The following is a 16,854-nucleotide window of genomic DNA, read 5'->3' as shown; positions in this document are numbered from 1 at the left end:
CATGCCCCGCCTCTGCGTCCTACTGCCCGCCCGCAACGCCGCCGGAACGATCCGCCGCGCCGTCGCCTCGACTCTGCGCGCCATGCCCGCCGACTCCGAATTGGTCGTCGGCGACGACTCCTCCACCGACGCCACCGCGGAGCGCGCCCAGGAGGCCGCCGCCGGGGACCCGCGCCTGCGCGTCGTCCCCATCGCCCCCGGCGAGGGAGGAGTGGCCCGCGTCCTCGGCCAGCTCATGGCGGGCACCGACTCGTCCCTGGTGGGGCGCATGGACGCCGACGACGTGAGCCTGCGTGGCCGCTTCCGGCGGTGCGGGGCCGCCATCGGGCGCGGCGACGACATGGTGTTCACGCAGATCGTCGAATTGCGCGGGCGCTGTCCCGTGCCCCGCGCTCCCTACGCCATCGGGCCCGACGAGATGCCCTGGCACCTGCTGCTCACCAACCCCGTGTGCCACCCGACGATGGTGGCGACCCGCGACTGCCTGGACCGCGTCGGCGGATACCGGAACGTCCCCGCCGAGGACTACGACCTGTGGCTGCGCGTCGCGGCGGACGGGGGCACGATCCGCCGCCTGGCCGCCTGGGGCCTGGTGTACAGGATCCACCCCACTCAGGTGACCGCATCGCAGCGGTGGAGGGCCGAGTCCTGGAATAATGAGCTCCAGGCGCGCGCCTTCGCCGACCTCGCGCAGCGACTCACGGGCCGCCCGCTGCCGAGGCTGGTGGCCCTGCCCCAGATGCCGGCCAGCGGGGCCCGCGCCGCACTCGACGATTTCGAGGAGGCCTTCAGGGCGGGACTGAGCGCCCTGCCGACACGCGCCGCGCACCGCTTGGAGCGGCGACTCAACGGACGCATCCGCTGGGTGCGGGCCCGGATGCAAGGAGATGACCAATGATCCTCACCAAGCCGCCGACTGGGGGCCAGGAGATACTTCGCCACGCCTTCGCGCGCCGGTGGAAGTCCATCGTAGCCGCCACCCTGGGCGGGCTCGCCATCGGGGTGGGCGCGGTCTTCGCACTGCCCGTGGACCATACGGCGACCGTCACCATGACGATCACGCCGCCCGCAGCCACCCCCACCCCCGTGGCGAAGACCTCGATCAGCTCCACGGACATGGTCACCGAGCTGGGGATCGCCAAGTCCGCGAACGTCCTCGCCGCAGCCGCCACGGCGATCGGCGGCACCGACGCGGAGACCCTTCTGGCAGGCATGGAGGTGTCGGGCGACACCAACGGCACCATCGTGCGCATCGAGTACAGCGCCCGCAGTCGCGACAAGGCGGTGGCCGCAGCCGACGCCATCGCCGCCGCCTACCTCAAGGAGCGCACCGCCCTGGCCGAGGCCCGCGCCGACGAGATGCTGGCGGGGATCACGGCGCGCATCGAAGAGCTCAACACCGAGCTCTCGCAGCTCCAGGCCCAGCAGGCGGCCCAGGAACCGGAGGACGAGGACACGGGCTTGGGCAACAACGCGCGCGGCGCGCAGCGGAACCAGCCGGTCCAGCGGACCAGTTCGGCCGACGCCGCCAGGATCACGCAGCTGCGCGCTGAGATCGACAAGCTCATGGACCAGGCCGTGCAGCTGGCGCCCTACCACGTCACCGCTGGGCGCGTGCTGACCGCGGCGGGGCAGTCCGAGGACACCACGTCCCCCTCGGCGGCGCGCACCCTCCTGGTGACCACGGCCGTCGGCCTCTTCATCGGTTTGGTCGTCGTCTTCGTGAAGGAGACCCGCGCGCGCTCGCTCATCTCGCCGTCGCAGTTGGCCGACTTGACCGCACTGCCCGTGTGGAGCCGCGAGCACGGCGCTGAGAACGAGTGGGAGTCGCCCACGCGGATGCTCGCCATGACGATCGACCGCGAGCACTGGGTGGACCTCATCATCGACCCCACGGACCCGCAGGCCCGGACCCTGCACGCCACCCTCACCCGGTCCCTGGCCGAGACCCGTGTGCCCTCCCCGCGCCTCATTGACATGACCCAGCCCCTGGCGGGCCTGCTCGACGAGGTCCGCCCCTCCAAGCACGTCCTCATCGCAGTGCGCGGCGGCGACGCCCTGGGCCCGATCCACGCCCTCCTCGACGAGCTCGCCCTCATCAACCGCGAGGTCAACGCGATGCTCTACCTGGGCGAGGCGGAGGAGGCCGCCTCGGCGCCGCGCCCCGAGCCCGCTGTCCACTCCGCCTACGGCGGCCCCGCCGAGGTCGTGCCCCCAGGGAGGCACGCGGGGATGACCAGCTCCGACGACCCCGAGGAGACCCTCATCCAAGCGCCTATCGGCGACGTGCCGCGCCATTCCGACAAGGCCGTCGTCAACGCGGAACTCGCTCAGATCCAAGCGGAGCGGGGCACCTACGAGATCCCCACGCAGACGGTGACCCGCAGGGTGGAGGACAAGCGATGAGCACCGCCGATCCCCACGGGTCCTCCATCTGGCACGTCGACCGCACGGAGCGGGTGCGTGAGCTCGTCTCCGGCGACCCCGGTATGGAGCGCGCCCTCGTGCTCGTGCGCGAGAACGGGCGAAACTGCGGCGCGGTCACCATCGAGGGCACTGGCGCGCCAGAGTCCGACCCCGCCGTGGCCGCGGTGCCCGCCGCCCCCAGGCGCGGGTGGAACGAGGGCGCGGGCGCGACCGTCCCCGCCACCGTCGTCATCTGCACGACCGGGCGCTCGGACCTGCTGGCCGCCTCCGTCAAAGCGGTCCTGGCCCAGGACCACCGCGACTACCGTGTCGTCGTCGTCGACAACGCGCCGACCACCGGATTGGCGCGCACCGCCCTGAAGGGCATTGACGACGAGCGCCTCACCGTCGTCAACGCCTCGCGGCCCGGGCTCTCCCGGGCCCGCAACCGCGGTGTCCTGGCCGCGACCGGCGAGGTCGTGGCCTTCACCGACGACGACGCCATCGTCGACCCCCACTGGCTGACTGCCCTCATCGACCCCTTCACGGCGAGCCCCCTGGTGGGGGCGACCACTGGGATCGTTCTCCCCCTGGAGCTCGTCCACGCCCCGCAGCGCTGGTTCGAGAGCCGGGGGGGCTTCCCCAAGGATTTCACGCCCCGCGTGTGGGCGAAGGGGAGGGTCCCCGACAGCGTGAGGGGCCTCGGCGAGGCCGGGGACGGCGGCCCCCTCTACCCGGTGGCCACGGCCCGCGTCGGCGCGGGGGTGTGCATGGCGCTGCGCCGCGACGTCCTCATGGAGGTCGGCCCCTTCGACCCCTCGCTGGGGGCCGGGACCCCGACCCGCGGGGGCGAGGACCTCGACATGTTCGCCCGCGTCCTCGCCCACGGCGACGTCATCGTGCACACGCCCGACGCGCTGGTCCACCACCGCCACCGCGTGGACCACGAGGGCCTGGACGCCCAGGTGCGCGGCAACGGCTCGGGCATGTCCGCCCTGCTCGTCAAAGCGGTCCTGGCCCGTCCCTCCACGGCGCTCACCCTGGCCTCCCGGGCCCCCGCCGTCGCGGCGCGCCTGCGCCCCGGATCCGCGCGCGTCGCGGGCACTGACGACGACGTGCCCTCCGGCCTCACCCGGTCCGAGGTCAAGGGCTTCCTCGAGGGCCCGGTGCGCTACCTGCGCTCGCGCCACGCCAACCGCCTGCGCCCCAGGAAGCGCCCCTCCTCCGGCCGGGCCGACGGGGCGGAGGGGGCGCCGAAGGGCCCCGCGGACGGGCGGGACTGACGTGGCCGAGATTGCGGCGTCGCGCCGTGGGATCTGGGCCAGACCCGGTCCGGCCTTCATCGGCGCGCTCAACGAGGACGCCCTGCAGCTGCCCGCATGGCCCTTCGTCGTCGCCTACTCCGGGTACTTCCTGTGGTGGGTGATCGGCGCCGGGGACCTCATGTGGCCGGTGTTCGCGATCATCATGATCGTGTTCATGCTGGGGCGGCGGGGCCTGCGCTTCCCGCCGGGGACTGTGATCTGGCTGTTCTTCCTGGTGTGGGTGCTCGCGTCGATGAGCATGCTCGACTCGGTCGGGCGCCTCATCGGCGCGTTCTACCGCTTCGCTCTGCAGATGTCCCCCCTGGTGTTCGGGATCTACGCGTTCAACGCCCGCGCCCGCCTGACGCCGAAGGTCCTCATGGGGACCCTGTGGGGCTTCCTGGCGTCGGCCGTGGTCGGCGGGTACTTGGCGATGGCGCTTCCCAAACTGCGCTTCAACACGCTCATGTACTACTTGGTCCCCAAGGCGCTGCACTCCAACGACTTCGTGTCGGAGTTCGTGCGCAGGGGGACCACGCAGTGGAACCCCGGGTCGTGGGTCCTCTCGGATCCCCGTCCCTCGGCGCCCTTCATCTACGCGAACACGTGGGGGAACGTCTTCTCCCTGGTATTCCCGCTCGCGATCATCTTCACGGTCATCTCCTGGCGCGAGTACGCGCGCCACCGCTACCTCCACGCCCTCGTGTGCGCCGCCGCGGTGGTGCCAGCGGCAGCGACCCTCAACCGAGGCATGTACATCGGCCTGATCGTGATCGCGGCGTGGGTCGGGTTCCAGCGGGTTCGCGACGGACGGTGGCGGACGGTGCTCGTCGCGCTGCTCCTCGGCGGGGCCGGCGCCATCGCGTGGTTGTTCACCCCGGCCTCGCAGTCCCTGGTGGAGCGCCTGCAGTCGTCGAGCACGACGGTCGACCGCCTCACGAACTACCTGGAGACCCTGGTCTCGCTCAGGGAGTCCCCCCTGCTCGGCTTCGGGGCGCCGCGCCCCGCTTCCGTGCCGTGGCTGCCATCGCTGGGCACCCAGGGCCAGTTCTGGACGGTCCTCTTCTCCTACGGGATCGTCGGCGCCTTCCTCTTCCTGGCGTTCTTCGCCAGGATCCTGCCCAGCGTGTGGAAGGCGAAGGACATCTACGGCTCGGTCTTGGGCGGCATCGTCATCGCCACCCTGGTCGAGCAGTTCTACTACGGGATGAACACCGGGCTCATGGTCTCGGTGCTGGCCGTCGCCCTGCTGGCGCGGCACCTGGAGGAGGGCACCGAGCCCCTCACCGACTACGACGCGGCCGGGCCGGCTGCCAAGACGCCGACGGGCATGTGGAAGAACCCCGTCCTCCGTGTGGAGGGCGAGGCCTTCTCGGAGAGGATGCTGGACCGGGTCAGCACGTCGGATCGTCGGGGAAGGAGACCCCGGATAGTTTCCAGGAACCGCCGTCGTTGACGAACGAGAAATCAGTGAGGGCCCGCGTCAGCGAGGTGTCGTCCGTCAGGGACGACCCGGCCTCGTTCGTGACCGCGACCCCGCTCGAGTCGACGCAGGCGCGCACCGTGGCGGTCGTCCCGTCGGACGCGGTGACGTGCGCGTTCTCAATCCGGGGGGTCCCCGACACGCGCGTGCCGTCCGCGTTCCACTCCTGGGCCTGCGCGTCGAACTCCTCCAGCGCGGACTCGGTGAGGATCGAGGACAGGTCGGTGGCGATCGCGGTGGAGGGGTCGGAGTACGCCTGCCACATGGAGGCCAGGACGAAGTCCACCTGCTGGGAAGCCTCGTCGTCGCCCCCCATGCCCGCTCCCGCGGTGTTGGCCGGGCCCGCCGACTGCGGTTGGATGGTCTTGGGCACCGACTGCGGCACCGCAGTGGGATCGGATTCGGCCCCGGAGTCGCCGGGGGTGGACTGCGCGGTGGTCACGGATCTGCCGACCAGCGCGAAGACCACGCACACGGCGGCGACCAGGATGACGGCGAGGCCGACCCAGGCCGTGACCAGCCATTTCCCGGTGAGTTTCTTAACAGACATGGGTGCCCTTCTTCCATCGAGGATTCTCGGTAAGTCCTACCAGTTAGTAAAGATAGTCCCACAACCTCGGTGATTACGAAGCGAGAGGGAGAACAAATGAGTGATGCGCATCAATCCCGGAGGAACCTCGCCAGGGGCGGCATTGTCGGATTCGCCGGCGCGGCCGCGTCCGCGGTGCTCGGTTTCGCCTTCACGATCGTGCTCTCGCGCGCCCTGGGGACCACGGGCGCCGGCGTCGTCACCCAGGCCACGGGTGTGTTCGCCATCGTCATGGCCCTGGCGAAGGTCGGCCTGGACTCGACGGCCATCTACCTCATGCCGCGGCTGTCGGTTGATTCGCCCGAGGAGATCCGCGCCTCGTTGAACTACATGGCGTCGGTGGCGGTCGGGGTGTCCCTGTCGGCGGTCCTCGTCCTGGAGGCGGTGGCCCCCATGATCTGGAGCGGGGAAGTGGCGGGGGCAGTGCGGGCGGCCGCGTGGTTCGTGCCCATCGGCGCCCTCTCCCTGGTCGCCTCGGCGGCGCTGCGGGCGCTGGGCAACATGCGCGAGTACGTCCTGGTCCAGAACCTGCTGCTGCCCGGGCTGCGGCCCCTGCTGGTGGCGGGGGCGGCGGCCGTCGGCGGCTCCTACGCGGTGGTCTCCGCCGCCTGGGCGCTCCCCTTCGTCTTCGTCCTGGTGTGCGCGTGGGCGCTCCTGGCCCGGCACATGCCCGAGGCGGGGGGCAGCCGCTGGCCCGCGCGCCAGCGCCGTCGCCGCATCGTGTCCTTCGCCCTGCCCCGCACCCTCACAGCCGGTCTGGAGCAGGCCCTCCAATGGCTGGACGTCCTGCTGGTGGGGATGCTGGCGGGCAATGCCGCCTCCGGCATCTACGGGGGAGCCATCCGCTTCATCCAGGCCGGGCTCGTCGTCGATACTGCCCTGCGCGTCGTCGTGTCCCCCCAGTTCTCCAAGCTGCTCCACCAGCGCAAGATGGAGGAGCTGGTGTCCCTGTACTCGACCGCGTCGGTGTGGCTTGTGCTCTTCGCCACCCCCGTCTACGTCCTCATGGCGGTCTTCTCCCCGGCGCTCATGCGGGTCCTGGGCGAGGGCTTCGAGGCGGGCGCCGGGGTCCTGGTGGCCCTGTGCGCGGGCTCGGTGGTGACCTTCATGGCGGGGAACGTCCATTCGCTGCTGATCATGAGCGGGCGCAGCGGGTGGGCCGCGGTCAACAAGGTCGTGGTGCTCGGCCTCAACGTCGTCGGCAATGTGCTGTTCATCCCGCGTTTCGGGATGCTGGCGGCGGCCGTCGTGTGGGCGGTGTGCATGGTGGTCGACGCGGCGATGGCGTCCGTGCAGGTGGCTCGGTTCATCGGAGTGCGGCCCGACTTGGGGGAGGTCGCCCTGCCGGTGGCGGGTGTGCTCGTGTGCGTGGGAGCGCCCGCGGGCGCGGTGGCGCTCGTGGCGGGGCGCGCCAGCCTGGTGGGCCTCGCGGCCGGGTGCGCGGCCGGGGCGCTGGGCTTCCTCGTGCTGTGCTGGGCGGGGCGCTCGCCGTTGCGGCTGGTGGGACTGGGGGCCTTCGCCCGCGCGAGGAGGGGCGGCGAATAGGGTCTTTACCAAGTTGCAACATATTTCGGCGTCCAAGAGCTGACCAACCGGTTGATCGCGAAGTGATTTGCGTGTAAATATATTCCCGTTAACACGCCTCGTTCACTCTTGAATGCTAAGGAACAGCCGGAATGTCGCGCCGTCTACTGGGAGCCCTGCTCGCCCCCGCCGCCCTGCTCACATCATTCGCACTCGCACCCATGGCCGTGGCCGACCCAGGCGGCGGCAGTACCGGGGGGGCCGGGGCGCCAGCCGTCCACGACGGCCTCAGCGCCCAGACGGCCGCGGCCTCGTGCTGGGACATCAAGACGAAGAACCCCTCGGCGGCCGACGGCACCTACTGGCTGCAGACCCCCACGATGGACGCGCCCGGTCAGTATTACTGCGACCAGACCACCGACGGCGGCGGATGGGTGATGATCGGCCGCGGGCGCGAGGGCTGGGAGCCGTGGACGCAGGGGAAGGGCGACCGCAACTCCCTGACGGCGCGCGGGCGCACGGCGGCGGACATGTCCGTCGCGCAGCTGTCCACCAAGGAGGTCAACCAGCTCATTGGGAACGGGTCGGTGTCCGGCCTGGAGGACGGCGTGCGCGTCCTGCGCTCCATGGACCCCCAGGGCTCGTCCTTCCAGACCATGGATCTCAGCTTCCCCCAGATGTCGGACTTCGTGTGGTTCTTCAAGATGGGCCACCCCGTCAACGCGACCTTCAACCACGGTTCCGTCATCTCGTCGAGGGCCTACTCGCGCTTCGGTTACGACGACGCGTGGAACGCCAACAACACCTACCCGTCGTGGGCGAACGGCTTCACAATCGGGTTCGGCTTCGGCCCGGGGGCGCAGAAGTACTCCGGTGACACGGATTCGGCGGGATCCTTCTTCCACAAGATCCGTCAGACCGTCTTCCCCTACTCCGAGGTCTACCTCCGTCCCCGGATCGCCTCCGACTCCTCCGACTTCACCCGCATCCCCGACGAGGGCGCGGCCGCTTCCACAGTGACGCGCGCCGTCTCGGAGTTCGCGGCGCCCACCCAGTGGGGCGTGACGGGCAACCTCAACGGCTCCAACGCCGAGGGCAATATCCAGGTCCAGACCTTCGAGCAGGTCGGCTCCACCATGTTCGTGGGGGGCAACTTCACGGGCGTGCGCTCCGGCGCTGACGGGGCGGTCACCGAGTCGCGGGGCCTGGCCGCGTTCGACGTGAACACGGGCGCCTTCACGGGCATGACTTTCAACTTCAACAACCAGGTGAAGGACCTGCTCACGCTCCCCTCGGGCAAACTGCTCGCAGTCGGCGACTTCACGCGGGTCAACGGCGAGGAGCACGTGGGCACCGTCGTGCTGGACCCCGCAACCGGCCAGATCGACCCGGACTGGAACCTCACCATCATGAACGCGATCGGCTCGCACCGCGTCTCGGTGCGCACCGCGCGCTTCTACAACGGCCAGGTGTACCTGGGGGGCACCTTCACCCACCTGCGCCTGGGCGACATGGCGAAGGTCTACGCGCGCAACGCGGGCCGGGTCGGCCTCGACGGGCGCCCCGACCGCTCCTGGAACCCGGAGTTCAACGCCTCGGTGATGGCCTCCGACATCAATGAGCAGAACGGCGCGTACTACGCCGGCGGGCACTTCACCCGCGCCCACGGCGACCGCGCCTGGTACGCGGCCCGCCTGTCCACCGACGCGGGGGCAGCAGTCGACTCCTCCTTCGACTTCCGGCCGAGCACGGTGAGCGCGGGCAAGTACCAGCAGACCATCACCTCGGTGGGCGACCGCGTGTACATCGGCGGCTCCGAGCACTCGCTGTTCGGCTACGACGCGGCCACGAACCAGCGGACCTCCGCCTCGATCACCATGAGCAACGGCGGCGACCTGCAGGCCAGTGCGGCCTCCCCCAACGGCGTCGTCTACGCCTCGTGCCACTGCTCCGACGCCTCCTACCAGGACGCCGACATGTGGACCATCGAATCGGGTTGGACCCGGGCCGACGACATCAAGTGGGTGGGCGCGTGGGACACCGCCACCGGCAAGCACATGCACTGGACCCCCTTCGAGATGTCCTCTCAGCGCAAGACCGGCGCGTGGGCGCTCACCGTCGACTCCAACGGCAACCTGTGGGCGGGCGGTGACTTCACCCGCACACACACCTCCATGACGCGCACCCAGTGGAACGGCGGCTTCGCCCGCTTCGACGCCCGCGACACGACCCCGCCCCAGGCGCCCACCCAGGTGCGCGCCACGGCCTCCACTGAGGCGAATGTGACGCTGTCGTGGACCCCGGTGGCCGACGCCGACGCCTACGAGATCCTGCGCGACGACCGCACGGTCGCCCAGGTCAAGGAGCCGACCGTCGAACTCGCCCGCGCTGGTGAGAACCGTTTCTTCGTGCGCGCCGTGGACGCCGAGGGCAACCGCTCCGCAACCAGCCCCGTCTACGTCCCGCCGGCCGCCGGCGAGCACGACCCGTCCAACCCCGTCCTGGTCGATAACGGCGCCACCTGGTCCTACCGCTACGAGGAGTCCGCCGCCGACGAGGCGTGGGCCTCGCCCGACTACGACGACTCCGCGTGGCCGCGCGGCGCCGCGCCGCTGGGCAGGGGCGATGACCGCATTGCCACGAACATCCAGACCTCGCCGCGCAAGACGTGGCCCATCACCAGCTACTTCCGCACGCACTTCACCGTGGCCGACCCCTCGGCCATCTCGGGGGTGAACGTCGACTTCGTCGCGGACGACGGCGCTGTCGCCTACGTGAACGGCGCCGAGGTGGGCCGCCAGCGCCTGGGGACCGGAGAGGTCTCCTACGAGACCCGCGCGGACTCCGCCCCCAATTACGACGCGGCGCAGGCCGACCGGACCACGGTGTTCGTGCCCGCCGCTCGCCTCGTCGCTGGGGATAACGTCCTGGCCGTGGAGACCCACGTGAACTACCGCAAGGCGAAGTCCGTGTCGATGCAGGCCCGGGTCGAGCGCGTCGAGCGCAAGCCCGGCGACAACGGGAGCACCACCCCGCCCCCGTCGCCGTCGCCCGGCGGCACGAGCTCGCCGGTGGTGGACGCCACCGGGGTGACCGACGGTGAGATCATCTCCTCGGGCACGCAGTGGAGCTACTGGACCTCGCAGTCCGAGCCCACGCCGTACTGGGCCTCGCCGTCCGGCGACATCACGGACTGGTCCTCGGGCGCCAGCCCGATCGGCTGGGGCGACCCCGGCGCGGGGACCCCCCTGTCGATCGAGAAGAGCGATCGCGCGATCACCAACTACTTCGCCGCCGACGTGGACCTCGGGCCCATCACGGGCGACGCGAAGATCACGCTCAACGTGCGGGCCGACGACGGCGCCGTGGTCTACGTCAACGGCTTCCAGCTGACGACCGTCCGCATGAGCGAGGGCACGATCACGCATTCGACCTACGCGAACCAGGCAGTCAGCGCCAAGCGCGCCGCATCCAACATGGTGACCGTTGAGGTGCCCGCGTCGCGACTGGTTAACGGCATCAACCGCATCGGCGTCGAGGAGCACATCAACTACCGTGGGACGCCGTCGATGTCCTTCGACTTGACGGCTTCTCTCAAGCGGTGGTGACGCGCTTCAGCGCAGGTCACAGTGAGTAAGCGCTCAACCGAGTGGTAAGAACTCGGTTGAGCGCTTCTCTTGCGCATGGGAAAATAGCGGGTATCCGACTCAACCTTCCCGCAGGTCCCATGAGAAACACCCACCGCATCCCCCTCGTCATGATCGCCGCGGCGACTGTCGTCCTCAACGGACTGGGGCACGTGCCCTCCCAGTCCGCGCCCCCCGCGCCCGTCCGCGACGGGCTGTCCGAGGCGGGCGCGGCGGCCTCGTGCTGGGAGATCAAGCAGAACGACCCCAACGCGCCGGACGGCACCTACTGGCTCCAGACCCCCACCATGAACGCGCCCGGGCGGTTCTTCTGCGACCAGACGAGCGATGGGGGCGGGTGGGTCCTCATCGGGAGCGGCACCGACGGGTGGGAGACCTGGAGCCAGGGGAAGGGCGCGGCCTCCTCGCTGGCCAAACGCGAGCGCAGGCCCGCGGACGGGACCGCGCAGCTGTCCAACGAGGCCGTCAACGGCCTCCTCGGCTCCACCCCCGTCTCCGAACTGCCCGACGGCATGCGGGTCGTGCGCGCCTACAACGGGCGCGGGACGTCCTGGCAGACCATCAAGATGCGCCTGCCGAAGATGGCGGACTTCGTGTGGCCCTTCAAGTCCGCGCACCCGGTCGTCTACTCCATCAACGGCGGCGAGTGGACGACCGGGAAACCGATCTGGTCCAAGTTCGGCGACGACGAGGCGTGGGGCATGGTCAACATGACCGCGACCGCCACGTCGAAGTACCGGGTGGGGTTCGGCTACGGCCCCGGCGCGCTGCCCTACGCGGACACCTCCGACACCAGTTTCTTCCGCAAAGCGGGGTTCACCGTCGAGCCCTACGCCGAGGTCTACCTGCGCCCGCAGCTGCGCTCGGACGACGCCTACGCCAGGATCGCCGACTCCGGAACCCCGGCGCAGGCCGTCGCACCGACGGTCTCCGAGTACGCGGCGCCGATGAAGTGGGGCGTGGCGGGCAACCTCAACGGCTCGAACGCGGAGGGCAACGCCCAGGTCCAGGCCTTCGAGCAGGTCGGCTCAACGATGTACGTGGGCGGCAACTTCACGGGCGTGGCCCACGTGGGCTCGACGAAGGCGCAGACCTCCGGCCTGGCGGGCTTCGACGCGGCGTCGGGGGAGTGGAACGGGCAGTCCTTCGCCTTCAACAACCAGGTCAAGGACCTCGTGGAGCTGCCGGGCGCGCGCCTGCTGGCGGTCGGCGACTTCACGCGGGTCAACGGCGAGGAGCACGTGGGCACAGTCGTCATCGACACGGCCACGGGCGCCATCGACTCCTCGTGGACGCTGAAGCTGCGCAACGCGCTGCGCTCGGGCACAGTGTCCGTCAAGGCGGCCCGGGTCACCGGCCAGCACATCTACCTGGCCGGCCTGTTCACCCACGCGTCGGGCAACGGGGGCCGCAGCGCATACGCTCGCGGGGCGGTGCGCCTGTCCCTTTCCGGGGAGCCCGACCGCTCGTGGAACCCCGAGTTCAACGGCTCGGTCGTCGCTTTCGACGTCGATGAGGCGGGCGGCTACTTCTACGCGGGAGGCCACTTCACCCGCGCGCAGCGCGGCGCGGCCCCCTATGCCGCGCGGGTGTCGACTGCGGCGGGCGCCGCGCTGGATTCCTCGTGGATCTTCGAGCCCTCGTACTTCGAAGGGAAGTACCAACAGGGGGTGGCGCTGACGGGCGGGCGCGTGTACTTCGGGGGCTCCCAGCACTCGCTCTTCGGCTATGACACGGCCACCATGACGCGGACCTCCGGTTCGATCGCCATGCAGAACGGCGGCGACATGCAGGCGGTGACCAGCGCGGGGAACGGCGTGGTCTACGCCTCGTGCCACTGCTCGGACTTCGTGTTCCAGGACGCGTACCGCTACTACGAGTTGGGCACCGGCTGGACCCGCGCGGACGAGATCCGCTGGGCGGGGGCGTGGGACGGCGCGACGGGCCGCCAGCTCGGGTGGACCCCCTACCGCCTCGCGTCTGCCCGCTCGACCGGTGCGTGGGCGTTGGAAGTCGACGACTCCGGAACCTTGTGGGTGGGGGGCGACTTCACCCGTTCCTTCACCTCCACGTCCGCCAATCAGTGGGCCGGCGGCTTCGCGCGCTTCGCGCCGCGGCAGGCCCCGCCCGCCGCACCCGCGAACCTGGCGTCCTCGGACGCGGGCGACGGCAAGGTGGCGCTCACATGGGACGCTGTGGCCGGAGCGGCCTCCTACGAGGTCTTGCGTGACGACCGCACGGTGGCAGCCGTGCGGGGGACTTCGGCCAGCGTCCCCATGGGCGGGGAGAACCGTTTCTTCGTGAGGGCGGTGGGCGCTTCCGGCTCCCGCGGCGCCTCCACCCCCGTGCTCCGGGTCGCCTCCGATGGCGCCCAGGCCCCCGCCGACCCCGGCAGCTCCCTGGTGGGGGATGCCGCGCAGTGGCGCTACCTGTGGAAGGACTCCGCGCCCGACCAGGCGTGGGCCTCCGCCTCCTACGACGACTCCGCCTGGACGACTGGCACCGCGCCCATCGGCTACGGCGGGAAGGGCCTGAACACGGTCCTCAAGCCGGGCGCCCCCGCCACGCGCCCGATCACCCTCTACGGGCGCACGGCCTTCACGATCAAGGATCTGTCCAAGGTCGGCGGAGTCGACGTGTCCTTCGTGGCCGATGACGGCGCAGTCGCGTACATTAACGGGGTGGAGATCGGGCGCCAGCGCCTCGACGACGGCGACGTGTCCTACGGGACCCGCGCCTCCTCCGCGCTGTCCACTGACGCGGCGCGGGGGGACCGCCAGACCGTGCACGTGCCCGCCTCGGCCCTGGTCGAGGGGGCGAACGTCCTCGCCGTCGAGGAGCACGTCAACTACAGGAGCGCCCCGTCGCTGACCATGTCGGCCACGGTCACCGCCATTCCCGCTGGTGCCTACGTGCCTCCGATCCCCTCGCCCCCGAGGCGCAGCGCGCCGCCCGCCCAGTCCGGCGAGCCCCAGGACCCCCCGGCTGACGGTCCCCTCAAGCCGTTGGACGCCTCGCATGTGAATTTCGGCAAGGCGCTCTTCTCAGGCGAGCAGTGGTCCTACTGGACGGATTCGAAGGCCCCCGACGCCGCGTGGGCCTCGGCGGCCGACCTGTCGAAGTGGCGGCACGGGGCCTCCCCCCTGGGGTGGGGCGACGCCGGGGCCGGCACCGACTTCGGCGCGGCCAAACGGCCCACGACCGCCTACTTCGCCCGCGATGTGAAGTTCGGCCCCATGCCGGAGAACGGCACGCTCACCCTCCACGTGCGAGCCGACGACGGTGCCGTCGTCTACGTCAACGGCACCGAGGTCGCCCGGGTCCGGATGCCCTCGGGCGCGGTGACGCCGCAGACCAAGGCGTCCAGCGGGGTGACCGTGGCGGAGGCAGCGGACGGCATGGTCGCGGTCGTGGTGCCGGGCAACCTGCTCACCTCGGAGATCACGCGGATCGGCGTGGAGGAGCACTCGGCGGGGGACTCGGACCCGTCCCTGACATTCGACATGTACGTCACTTTGGAGAGGTGAGGCTGTGAACGAAGCCCAGCGCGAGGCCGCCAACCCCGACGCGGAGCACCACCACGAGATCGCGCGCATGGTCCTGGCGGAGGGGCGGGCGACCACCTGGCTCAACCACTGGTCGCTGCTCCACGCCGACTTCGACCAGTTGCGCAAGATGGACGTGGTCGGCGTCGATGGGACGCTGCTGCAGATGACGTTGGCGCGCATGGGGCACCCGGTGGTGCGGTCGTCGGCGGATCTGGTCCTGCCCCATGTCTTCAACCAGATGGAGGCGGGCGCGCGTGTCGCCCTCATCGGTGCCGCCCCCGGTCTTGCCGAGCGCGCCGCGGCCAGGCTCGGCGCCTTCGAGGTCATGGCGGTCGACGGCTATGCGGGCCTGGCGGGCCTGCGCCGCTCCCACGCCAGCCTGGTGGATTTCGATCCGCGTCTGGTCGTCGTCGGCCTCGGCGCTGGCTTGCAGGAACTGGTCGCCGCCAAAGTCCGGGGCTGGCTGCCCCGCGCCAGCGTGTGCACCGCCGGTGGGTGGATCGACCAGTTCGCCGCCTCGGACCAGTACTTCCCCGACTGGGTGCACCGCTGGCGGCTGGGCTGGGCGTGGCGCATTGCCCACGAGCCCCGGCGCCTGCTGGGGCGCTACACGGTCGAGGCTGTGGATTTCCTGGCGCTGGCACCCCGACTGGTCGCTCGCCTGGAGGACATGGGGACGTTCGGGGAGTACGGGCTGATCGCCCGCTAGCCGCGCAGCTGCGGGCGCGGACACGGGCCTGCCCACGGCGCGGATGTTCGACCGCCTTGACGAGTCGCGGGCGGGGGACTGGTTCGTGATCCGCGTTCTCAGCGAGGAGCCCACTCCCTCAGCTGCGTGGTGACGTGCCGCTCCCGAGCGCTCCAACGGGGGTGGGAGAAGCAGAATATACGCGGGTGCGCCCCGGCCGAGGCCGGGGCGCACCCGTAATCACACACACAGAAGAAATGGTCTAATAGGCGCCCTCCTGACGAAGCAGCGCGGGCACGGTCTGCAGGAGGATCCACGTGTCCAGACCCAAAGTGCGGGTCGCCGCGTAGTCCAGGTCCAGCTGGACCGTTTCCTCCCACGAGAGGTTGGATCGCCCCGAGATCTGCCACAATCCGGTGATACCGGGGCGGACCGCGAACTTGCCCATGACGTGGGGCTCATACGTGGCCACTTCGCTGGGCAGCGGCGGACGGGGGCCCACCAGCGACATGTCGCCCTTGATGACATTGAAGAGCTGGGGGAGCTCGTCAATGCTGGTCTTGCGCAGCACGCGCCCGACGCGGGTGACGCGCGGATCGTCGCGCATCTTGAACATCACGGAGTTCCCGGCGCCCGCGTCGGCCCGGTTGGCGGCCTCCAGGGACGCTTTGACCTGTTCGGCGTCGACTCGCATGGTGCGGAACTTGTACATCGTGAAGGGCTGGCCGTTCTTGCCGACCCGTGTCTGCTTGAAGAAGGCCGGGCCGTGGTCCGAGATCCGGATGAGCAGGGCCACGACCAGCCACAGCGGTGTCAGAACGGCGACTCCAACGGCCGCGAGGACGATGTCGATCACGCGTTTGAACGCCAGATCCAGTGCGGAGCCCCGAGCCGCGGAAGGCACGACAAACGTCGGCATGTACCGCTTGGCCCTGGAATTGGTCAAGGTGGTCATCTCTCGTGCGCCTCCTAGATAGTTTCTTGAAAAGCGTTTGTTTGGTTAGGCTGCCGGCCCCCCTGCCGCTTCGAGTGGTTTACTGTGTAAACTTGCGTCGATGGGGAGGGGTAACCGTTCGGTCAGGAACCCATGTTATCCATATGGTTAGAGAAAATGCACTAGGGATGCTCGATATCTATGAAGATTGTCTTGTGACATCAGTTACCGGGTCATTGGTTGTCGAGACAATTTCCATGCGGTAGATAATGGGTTTGGGTTGGTATTCTGCCGAAAATCGATATCTCCAAGGAGTGTCATATTGCATATTGTGCGCCAGGTGGTCAGGGGGTGTGATCAAAAGATGATCGTCGACCGTCTCACCAGGTGACCACTCTAGCGTGGTAAGTGGATGGGGGCCGCCGTCCGCCTTCCGCCGGACGCGCCCGGGCACGGGGGAGGGCGGTGCCGACGGTGCGGCCCAAGACTTCGAGGCGGCGCGCCCGGTCGTGGACTGCGCCGCCTCGGGGAAGGGCGAGGGCGGCGGAGCCGCGCGGGACTTGCCCGCAGCGGGGCTGTGCCTGCCGGCGGGGCCCGTGGAGCCGCCCATGGGCGCGCGATAGGATGGCCCCGTCGCGACTGGCGAACAGGTGGGCAACCACCGGGGAGCGACCCGACGGCACCCGCAGTCGCCCGCCTGGGCTGTGTGCCACCTCCCGACTCGACGATCC

General features: G+C 70.1%; 10 protein-coding genes and 1 riboswitch. Of the genes, 8 read left to right on the top strand and 2 right to left on the bottom strand.

Annotation, left to right across the window (positions count from 1 at the left end):
- The first annotated feature begins 1 nt into the window (after window position 1).
- From G447_RS0103415 to G447_RS0103400, 4 genes are read left to right on the top strand one after another with little or no spacing between them, the layout of a single operon-like run.
- Window positions 2–898 carry a glycosyltransferase family 2 protein gene (locus G447_RS0103415; protein WP_026430053.1) on the top strand — a complete coding sequence of 299 codons (897 nt, stop codon included), beginning with the start codon at window positions 2–4 and terminating at the stop codon, window positions 896–898.
- Window positions 895–2,406, top strand: coding sequence for a hypothetical protein (locus G447_RS0103410; protein WP_026430052.1), 1,512 nt, complete (start codon window positions 895–897; stop codon window positions 2,404–2,406). The genes G447_RS0103415 and G447_RS0103410 overlap by 4 nt, the downstream gene beginning before the upstream one ends.
- Complete coding sequence (locus G447_RS11005) at window positions 2,403–3,689, top strand: glycosyltransferase family 2 protein (protein WP_034476183.1); 1,287 nt, start codon at window positions 2,403–2,405, stop codon at window positions 3,687–3,689. Before G447_RS0103410 ends, G447_RS11005 begins: the two co-directional genes overlap by 4 nt.
- Window position 3,690: 1 nt before the next feature.
- Window positions 3,691–5,166 carry an O-antigen ligase family protein gene (locus G447_RS0103400; RefSeq protein WP_026430051.1) on the top strand — a complete coding sequence of 492 codons (1,476 nt, stop codon included), beginning with the start codon at window positions 3,691–3,693 and terminating at the stop codon, window positions 5,164–5,166.
- Here G447_RS0103400 and G447_RS0103395 read toward each other — a convergent pair.
- Window positions 5,105–5,743 (bottom strand): hypothetical protein, encoded by a 639-nt coding sequence (locus G447_RS0103395; protein ID WP_034476180.1) that lies wholly within the window; start codon window positions 5,741–5,743, stop codon window positions 5,105–5,107. The two genes, G447_RS0103400 and G447_RS0103395, sit on opposite strands and share 62 nt — an antisense overlap.
- A 96-nt stretch (window positions 5,744–5,839) precedes the next feature.
- Here G447_RS0103395 and G447_RS0103390 point away from each other — a divergent pair, with 96 nt between their 5' ends.
- The 4 genes from G447_RS0103390 to G447_RS0103375 all read left to right on the top strand — a co-directional run bounded on the left by G447_RS0103390 (window position 5,840) and on the right by G447_RS0103375 (window position 15,210).
- Window positions 5,840–7,327, top strand: coding sequence for an oligosaccharide flippase family protein (locus G447_RS0103390; RefSeq protein WP_026430049.1), 1,488 nt, complete (start codon window positions 5,840–5,842; stop codon window positions 7,325–7,327).
- A 131-nt stretch (window positions 7,328–7,458) separates the two neighbouring features.
- Window positions 7,459–10,914, top strand: a complete 3,456-nt coding sequence (locus G447_RS0103385; RefSeq protein WP_026430048.1) for a fibrinogen-like YCDxxxxGGGW domain-containing protein — start codon at window positions 7,459–7,461, stop codon at window positions 10,912–10,914.
- A gap of 119 nt (window positions 10,915–11,033) precedes the next feature.
- Entirely contained in the window at window positions 11,034–14,480 is a 3,447-nt protein-coding gene (locus tag G447_RS0103380) for a fibrinogen-like YCDxxxxGGGW domain-containing protein (protein WP_026430047.1), read from the top strand.
- A gap of 4 nt (window positions 14,481–14,484) precedes the next feature.
- Window positions 14,485–15,210 carry a WecB/TagA/CpsF family glycosyltransferase gene (locus G447_RS0103375; protein WP_026430046.1) on the top strand — a complete coding sequence of 242 codons (726 nt, stop codon included), beginning with the start codon at window positions 14,485–14,487 and terminating at the stop codon, window positions 15,208–15,210.
- Window positions 15,211–15,451: 241 nt separating this feature from the next.
- Here the strand turns inward: G447_RS0103375 and G447_RS0103370 are convergent, their stop codons facing one another.
- Window positions 15,452–16,144, bottom strand: coding sequence for a sugar transferase (locus G447_RS0103370; protein WP_005868348.1), 693 nt, complete (start codon window positions 16,142–16,144; stop codon window positions 15,452–15,454).
- A 604-nt stretch (window positions 16,145–16,748) separates the two neighbouring features.
- Window positions 16,749–16,833: riboswitch (ZMP/ZTP riboswitch) on the top strand.
- Window positions 16,834–16,854: the final 21 nt, after the last annotated feature.

The organism is Schaalia georgiae DSM 6843, assembly GCF_000429245.1.
Lineage (GTDB): Bacteria > Actinomycetota > Actinomycetes > Actinomycetales > Actinomycetaceae > Pauljensenia > Pauljensenia georgiae.
This window is presented reverse-complemented; position numbering and strand designations above follow the sequence as displayed.

Excerpts from the sequence above, each read along its gene's own strand:
- G447_RS0103370 (WP_005868348.1), bottom strand. The coding sequence starts at position 16,144 with ATGACCACCTTGACCAATTCCAGGGCCAAGCGGTACATGCCGACGTTT.
- G447_RS0103390 (WP_026430049.1), top strand. The coding sequence starts at position 5,840 with ATGAGTGATGCGCATCAATCCCGGAGGAACCTCGCCAGGGGCGGCATT.
- G447_RS0103395 (WP_034476180.1), bottom strand. The coding sequence starts at position 5,743 with ATGTCTGTTAAGAAACTCACCGGGAAATGGCTGGTCACGGCCTGGGTC.
- G447_RS0103380 (WP_026430047.1), top strand. The coding sequence starts at position 11,034 with ATGAGAAACACCCACCGCATCCCCCTCGTCATGATCGCCGCGGCGACT.
- G447_RS0103415 (WP_026430053.1), top strand. The coding sequence starts at position 2 with ATGCCCCGCCTCTGCGTCCTACTGCCCGCCCGCAACGCCGCCGGAACG.
- G447_RS0103385 (WP_026430048.1), top strand. The coding sequence starts at position 7,459 with ATGTCGCGCCGTCTACTGGGAGCCCTGCTCGCCCCCGCCGCCCTGCTC.
- G447_RS11005 (WP_034476183.1), top strand. The coding sequence starts at position 2,403 with ATGAGCACCGCCGATCCCCACGGGTCCTCCATCTGGCACGTCGACCGC.
- G447_RS0103410 (WP_026430052.1), top strand. The coding sequence starts at position 895 with ATGATCCTCACCAAGCCGCCGACTGGGGGCCAGGAGATACTTCGCCAC.